2 protein-coding genes are annotated in these 1,810 nt (G+C 41.9%); one reads left to right on the plus strand and one right to left on the minus strand.

Going from position 1 to position 1,810, the window contains the following annotated elements; translation table 11 throughout:
- Positions 1–464 (minus strand): TonB-dependent receptor plug domain-containing protein (locus Q0236_RS06430; protein WP_297916190.1); only part of this gene is annotated, 464 nt, incomplete at its 3' end.
- A 227-nt stretch (positions 465–691) separates the two neighbouring features.
- On the opposite strand from Q0236_RS06430, the gene Q0236_RS06435 reads away from it, so the two are divergent.
- Entirely contained in the window at positions 692–1,525 is an 834-nt protein-coding gene (locus Q0236_RS06435) for a YihY family inner membrane protein (protein ID WP_297916188.1), read from the plus strand.
- Positions 1,526–1,810 lie beyond the last annotated feature (285 nt).

Raw genomic sequence — 1,810 nt, forward strand, 5'->3', positions numbered from 1 at the left:
TTTTGTACTTGAAAGCTCTCAAACATCGCCATCGGAATCGCCATCGTCGAAACCGTATAAAAGCCGTCCCAGAAGCTATTGCCTACGACGCTACCTTCAAAGCCGCGCGTCTGCGGGCGTCCGACCGTAGCGCCGCCGCGCATCTGAATCTGCGCGGACGGGAAGTATTTTACCGCCTCCTCGTAGCCGGTGACGCCTTGGTGGTTCATAATCTCCTTACTGATCGTGTTGATCTGATAGGGAAGATCCAAAGCGCGCTTGCCCGCAAGCAGGCCTTGTTGCACGTTTTTGCTCAAAAAGCCCTCGTCGATGCCGCTCTCGCTGATATTATCGCCGACGGAATTTACCTCGATTACGCCCATATTCTGCGATTTTTCAGGCGCAGAATTACCGCCACTTTGTGCTGCAGCCAAACTGCTGCATAGCAGACACATACATGCCGCTAATGAAATTTTAAATTTCATCGTTTTCCTTCGTTCCATTATTTTCCCTTCGTTATGGATATATTTAATATTATTTTTTAGCATATTAGAAAAATTTTCCTAAATTTAGACTAAATTCGAGATATAAATTTATATATTTGTAGTCGCATTTTTGCAGTTTAAAATTTCATAGACAATATACTGCGATACAAAAGAAAAATTGTGCAAATTTATATGAAATTCTAAAATTTTAATGTAAAATCGCCCGTATGAAAAAACTAATACCCGCGCTTATGCAAGTGCAAAACCGACTTAAAAATTTCTTCCGCCTCTACGATACCGAGCTCATGCACCATGCATCAAGCCTTAGCTTTCACACGATTTTGGCGCTACTGCCGGTGCTGATGGTTTCGCTTAGCGTTTTTATGCAGCTGCCAAGCTTTAAAGGCTACTACGACAAGATTATGGGCTTTATCTTTTCAAACTTCCTGCCCGCAAATCAAGCGAGCATGGCACACTATATCGAAGAATTTATGGCTAACGGACTAAGCCTTGGCGTAACGGGCTTTTGCGCAGTGTTAGTTACGTCGGTGTTGTTTTTCGGAGATTTTGAAGCGATAATTGCGCGCATTTCGCATTCACCCGAGCGAAGCTTTTTTAAGAGCCTAAGCACCTACTGGACGCTGATGACGCTCGCTCCTGTGGGGCTTGGGGCATCGTTTTATATCAGCGGCGAGCTTCAGGAGCTACTAAATAAAACCGAGTTTACAAGCTGGATAAATTTGCTTAAAATTCTACCCTACTTAATCGTTTGGGGGATCTTTGCGATCACTTATGCTACGGCGATCAACCGCGAGATCCGTGCAAAAGCGGTGCTTGCCTCATCGCTCGTAGCATCGATTTTATGGTGGCTTTCAAGACTGGTTTTTGCGCAATACGTCTTTTATAACAAAACCTATCTTAGCATCTATGGCTCGTTTTCGGTCGCGCTATTTTTCTTTTTGTGGATCTACATAAGCTGGATTTTCTACCTATACGGCGTGAAATTCTGCGTATTTTTGGACGCTAAATTTAAAAGAGGTGGCGAGCGACAAAGCGCCTGAATTTTACGAATTTTACGAAAGGTTATAGTAAAAATTGACGATAATCGCATATAAATTGGCAGCTTTAACGATAAGTTCTCGTCAGTAAAAGGATTAAAATTTGAAATCTCGTCTTTGTTCGGTCTGTATACGAGCAATCTACTTTAAATTATAGAATTCCTTAAGGAGGAGAGAATGGCGTTTGTAGCGGAATATATTTCTAAAGAGGACTTGGAGAAATATGATATTATATACGCTGTTAATAAAATTAGAACAAAATTTAGAAAACCTTTATTGAGCGATCAA

Origin of the sequence: uncultured Campylobacter sp. (genome assembly GCF_938031315.1) — a bacterium.
Lineage (GTDB): Bacteria > Campylobacterota > Campylobacteria > Campylobacterales > Campylobacteraceae > Campylobacter_B.